Consider the following 5361-nt stretch of genomic DNA (forward strand, 5'->3'; position numbering starts at 1 on the left):
CGATGGCCGACAGCATGATCTGGATCGCATCGGAGGCCCGCCAGGATTCGTTGGAGATGATGTTGAGCAGGCGTCCGGGGCTTTGCCGCAGGAAGAACGGGTAGCCGACCCGCAACAGCTGCTCCGACAAGGCGCTGCGGATGGAATGGCTTGCCTTGCCGGAGATGAAGGTCGTCAGCAGCGTGTTGGCGAAGGCGAAGACGTTCTTCAGGACGATCGAGCCGAGGATGGCGACCGAAATGACCACAAGCCGGTCGCGCTCGCTCAGGCCCGATCCGACATGCTGGAGGGCAGCGGAGAAGCCGTCCATGCCGGCCGCATCCCCATGTCCCATGATGATGCCCAGCAACGGGATGATCAGGCCAATGCCGAACCCTTCGAGGACGGCGCTGACCAGGCCGAGTACCACCACCGCCGGAAGCAGGCGCAGTTGCCGCTTTCCGAACGCCCGGAACAGCATCGGCAGGCTTGGCGGCAGCATCGGCATTATAGCGTTTCACCTCGCCTGGGCATTGGCTTGCTGATCTTGCCGCACCGGCTCGGCCCGCGGCCGTCTGGCCAGCAGGAGAACCGCGAACCTGGCCGCGCCGAGCAAATTCATGGCGACGATCGGCCAGTGCGGCAGGTTGAGTTCACGATCGAAGGCGGGTCCTCCCGCCAATTCCCTGATAGCCCCTCTTGCGGCCCAGTAGAAATGGCGAAGCAGCCAGGGCGCGTGGCGAACATGCTTCAGGCAGAGCCCGCCATTGCCCAGGCTGTAGTCGCGGTGCAGCTTTTCGATGGCTTTGCGATCCCGCCGGCCGTGATGATGGAATATCGTCATATCAGGCACATACTCGACCGCGATGCCGAGCAGCATCGCGCGCACGAGGTAATCGGTATCCTCTGCCGACCGCAATGGTCCGCCGGCGCCGAAGCGTTCGTCGAAATAGCCGATGCGGGCCGCGACATCGCGGTGCATCGTCATGTTGCAGCCCAGCACGAAACCGCCGGGATGAACATCCGGCGTCAGCCGCTCGCGCGCCCACGACCGCTTGATGGTGAACGGCAAATCCCTGGCATCGCCAAGCTCGACACGTCCGCCCCGGATGAGCCATTGTTCCCCGGACGCATAGTGTCGCTCCAGATCGCGCAGATAGTCGCGATGGACCGCGCAGTCATCGTCGACGAAGACCAGCACACGGCCGCGCGCGCGCCGCAGCCCGGCGTTTCGCGCGGCCGCCAGTCCGGGGCGCGGCTCGCAGACGGGCGTGAACGGAATGTCCGATGCAGCGGCGATGCTGGCCAGGCGTTCGGCCGTGCGGTCGCTCGAACCGTTGTCGACGACCACGAGTTCGGCGGCGAATCCGGCATGTGCGCGGCAAGCGGCTTGCACCGACTTGATGCAGGCATCGAGCACCGCGACGCGGTTGCGGGTGCAGATGATGAAGCTGACTTCCGGCGCCGATCGGTCACGGCCGCGACCGGTCGGGGCAGGGTCAAGCGCCGTCGAACGATCGCGCTGCAGAGCTTGGTGGGCTTTGACGATCATGCCTTTAACTCAACCGATGAGACGCCAGAACCGCCGCGGCGGGCGCGGATTTGAAGAAGTACGCCATGGCATCGGCTTGTCTGGCGGCCGACAGCGAGGCGAGGCTGAGCCAGGGCGCCCAGGCGCCGGGCCGCAGCGCATATTGCTCGCGGCGCCGGATGGCGTTCCATTTCGCGGTCCGCGTCAGCAATTCATGCGTCAGCGCCGGCTGCTTTTCGTCGGCGACGAGCTGGTAGAGGAAATAGAACAGGTTCAGCGCGCCAGCCTCGAAGCTCGGCCGCGTCGCCGCCGGCAGCGAGCGGATTTCCTCCTCCAGCGCGACGATGAAGCTGGCCGCACGGGCGACCGTGTCGTGGCTGACCGCATCGCCGATGTCGCGCAGGTCCCGCGTGGCCTGCGCCAGGCCCTCGCGCTCAAGGTTCTCGGCCACGATGCGCAAATGCGTCCTGCGCATCTCCTTGACGTGCCGGCTGGTCACGCTTGCCTCATGGACGCGGTAGACGACCAGGTTTTCGGGCATCATGGCTGCCGGGTAACGGCCGGCCAGCCGCCTGAAAAGATCGAAATCCTCGGCGTGCCTGTAGATCGGGTCGTAGTGGAGAACGCTGTCGTCGATGACCTTCCTGTTGTAGACGACCGTCGGGTGCATGAAGATCGTGAAGAACATCGCCAATACAGGGATGCGGCCGAATTTGAACACCGGATCGGGCCTGCCGATGGCGATGCGGCCGCGGATCAACATGTCGACGCCGGCGCCGCAGAAGCCCAGTTCGGGCCGCCGCTCGAACAGCGCCACCTGGCGCGACAGACGCCAGGGATAGGCGACGTCGTCGGCATCCATCCGTGCGACCAGTTCGCCCCGGGCGAGCGCCAGCCCTTCGTTGAGCGTCGCGACGAGGCCGCGGTTTTCGCGCGAGACGATCGAAATGCGGCTATCGGCCTTTTGGCATCGCTCGAGTATCTCGAGCGAATTGTCGGTCGAGCCGTCATCGATCGCGATGATCTCCAGGCGACTGTGATCCTGCCGCAGGACGCTTCCCAGCGCGGCGGCGAGATAGGGGCCGGCATTGTAGACCGGCAACAGGACGGAGACGAGCGGCGCGGCGGTCATCGTCTTGCATCCGTGCGCTGGAGTTCGAGCGCCGGTGTGCGGCCATCGGGCGGTCCGACGGCCGCCGTCGCGAGCCAGCCATCATGGCTGCCCTGTGCAGAGCGGGTGCGCGCGACATAGGGGAAGTAGCGCTTCAGGCTGTTGAGCGGCCTCTCGAAAACCACCCAGGAAATCCAGGCGGCGACAATCGTGGCGGCGCCCGCGACCAGGAATCGCCCTGGCCCTTGCTCCGAGACGTTGAGTGGAATCCAGGGCTGCGCCTTGACTGCGAGCGACAGCAATATCGGATGATAGAGATAGACGCCGTAGCTGATGCGGCCGAGGCCAAGCAGCGGCGGCACTTCGGCAAGCCTGCCCAGGATGCCGCCAAGGCCGCGCGAACAGGCTGCCACGATGACCATCAGCGGCACCAGGGGCAGGACTTCCCGCAGCAGCCAGCGGGCCCATTCCAGTGTCGGATCGGCGGGCTCCGGGACTAACCACTCGATGACAAGGAATGCGGCCGCGAAGGCAGGCCAGCCCAGCCGCATCCAGTGCGGCAGGCCGGCGCCCCTAAAATGCCAGCAGGCAAGCAGCGCGCCCGACGCCAGCGCATCCATGGATGCCGGCGGCAGCAGGTCGCGCGTCAGCGTCGGCGTGGCGGTGATCGGCCAATAGAAGCGATAGGCCAGCGACAGCGCGATGACGGCGATGCAGATGGCCTCGAAGCGGCGGCGTGGGGCCAGCAGGACGACCAGCGGCCAGGCAAGATAGAACTGCTCCTCGATGCTCAGGCTCCAGAAATGGCCCAGCACCCAAGGGTTCCAGTTATTGTGCAGCGCATACCAGAAGTTCGACAGATAAAGCGCATGCCAGACCAGCGACCCCCTGGACTGATCCAGGTCGACCAGCCAGACGAAACCCAGGACGGCAAAATAGGGCGGGAATATCCGCAACATCCGCCGGATGTAGAAGGAGCGCAGCGCCGGGCCGGTTTCGAATTCGGTGGCCGAGCGCGCCTCCAGGAGCAGGCGCGTGATCAGGAAGCCGCTCAGCACGAAGAACAGCCGCACACCGATATGGCCCCAGAACGAAGGTCCCTCCGCGAAGAAATGGGAATACAACACCATCGTTACGGCGATAGCTCTCAACGCATCAAGTTGGATGTCACGGGCGCTTCCCATCAGCGGCTTCCGCCGGCGTGATATCCGCGATGAGGCCGCCAGCCGGCCGCTTCGAGCGGCAGGCTAAGGCGGACGAGACCCGCCAAGGCACCCGCAAATCCGCGCATTGCGAGCACGGCCGGGCCGGGCTCGAAATCGACGGACGGACAACTCAAGCTGGTCAACCTGGCGGAATCCTCCACGGCGTATGTCCAGTCGCAAACGAGTCCCCCCAGGACATCGTTCGGCTACGGCATTGTGCAGCGCAACACAAAATATCTACCCGGCTGAAATACTTATGTGAGCAAGTGCTAAAAATTGACAAAACCGGCCGGTTCTCGCCATTTCTGGCGAGTTTCCTCAGAATTAAACCTTGGCGTTTAAATTGTGCCGATATTCCCGCCCCGGTTGATTGAGGGGAGCTCTTGGCTTGAGAGCCTAGTTCTTTGTGAAGTCGCAAGAAATTTTGGAATCTATAGTTTGGCTATATGGGTTCGGTCCTGGCTCCGTGGAGATATGATTTGGAACATTGGCTTTGCGCGGTGCAGCATCGTCTCTGTTTTTTCGTCAACGCCGATTACTCGGCTGACCGCTAACCGTTACACCGCGTCGAACACCACCGTCTGTTCCAGCCCGCCGCCCGGGCGGTTTTCCAGCGTTACCGTGCCCCCGTAGCGCTCGATGATCTCCTTGGCGATGGCGAGGCCAAGACCGGCTCCGGGGACGGATTGCAGGCGGCCGGGGTTGACGCGGAAGAAGGGCTCGAACGCCTTGTTCAGGAGTTCCGTGGGTATGCCCGGGCCATGGTCAGATATGGTCAGCACGGCGCGATTGTCGGCTGCGGCCAGGTCGATGCGGCACGCCTTGCCATGGGTGGCGGCGTTGACGATCAGGTTGCGCAAGGCGCGGCGCAGGCCAAGCGCGCCGGCCCGCACGCAAACCTTGTCCAGGTGCCCGATCGACACGGCATGGCCGAGCGATGCCATCTCGGCTTCGATATCGCGCACCGTCTTTGCCAGGTCGACCGGTTCGACGGCGTCCTGGTTCACCTCTTCGCGCACCAGACGGATGGCGCTGTCGGCGATGCGGTCGAGTTCGTCGAGGTCGTGAAGCCATTTGTCGCGTTCGTCGTCGAGGAATTCGGCGCGCAGCCGCATGCGCGTCATCGGCGTTCGCAGATCATGGCCGGCGGCGGCGACCAGCCGCATGCGGCTTTCCATGGCGGTCCGCAGCCGCGACGAGAGTTGGTTCAGCGCATGCGCGGTGGCCTTGACCTCGGCCGAGCCCACTTCCGGCACCGCCGCCAGCACGCCGTCCGATCCGATCTTGGAGACGGCGGCCTCCAGCATCTCGAGCGGGCGGATCAGCACCGAGGTGAAATAGACCGACACCGCCGTGGCGCCGGCGACGATCAGCGAGATCCAGCCGGCCAGAACCAGCCATTCGCGACGCGGCGGCTTGAGGTGCGGCACCTCCATGATCGCCCAGCGGCTGTCAGGCAGGTGCATCGATGCGATCTGGCCGGGCTCGTCCGCCTTCTCGTTGACGACCGCCGGAAAGCCGAGGCCACGGCGGCG

5 protein-coding genes are annotated in these 5361 nt (G+C 64.7%); all 5 read right to left on the minus strand.

Going from position 1 to position 5361, the window contains the following annotated elements; translation table 11 throughout:
• Positions 1-487, minus strand: a 487-nt coding sequence (locus EN893_RS15070; RefSeq protein WP_245490836.1) for an ABC transporter transmembrane domain-containing protein, incomplete at its 3' end; no start/stop codon positions are given.
• A 9-nt stretch (positions 488-496) separates the two neighbouring features.
• A complete protein-coding gene (locus EN893_RS15075) occupies positions 497-1531 on the minus strand; it encodes a glycosyltransferase (protein WP_127271102.1) in 1035 nt (344 codons plus the stop codon).
• Between the two features lie 4 nt (positions 1532-1535).
• A complete protein-coding gene (locus EN893_RS15080; RefSeq protein ID WP_127271104.1) occupies positions 1536-2642 on the minus strand; it encodes a glycosyltransferase in 1107 nt (368 codons plus the stop codon).
• Positions 2639-3805, minus strand: coding sequence for an acyltransferase (locus EN893_RS15085; RefSeq protein WP_127271106.1), 1167 nt, complete (start codon positions 3803-3805; stop codon positions 2639-2641). Before EN893_RS15085 ends, EN893_RS15080 begins: the two co-directional genes overlap by 4 nt.
• Positions 3806-4383: 578 nt before the next feature.
• Positions 4384-5361, minus strand: a 978-nt coding sequence (locus EN893_RS15090) for an ATP-binding protein (RefSeq protein WP_245490837.1), incomplete at its 5' end; no start/stop codon positions are given.

Origin of the sequence: Mesorhizobium sp. M7A.F.Ca.CA.004.04.2.1 (genome assembly GCF_004022825.1) — a bacterium.
In the GTDB taxonomy this organism is placed as follows: Bacteria; Pseudomonadota; Alphaproteobacteria; order Rhizobiales; family Rhizobiaceae; genus Mesorhizobium.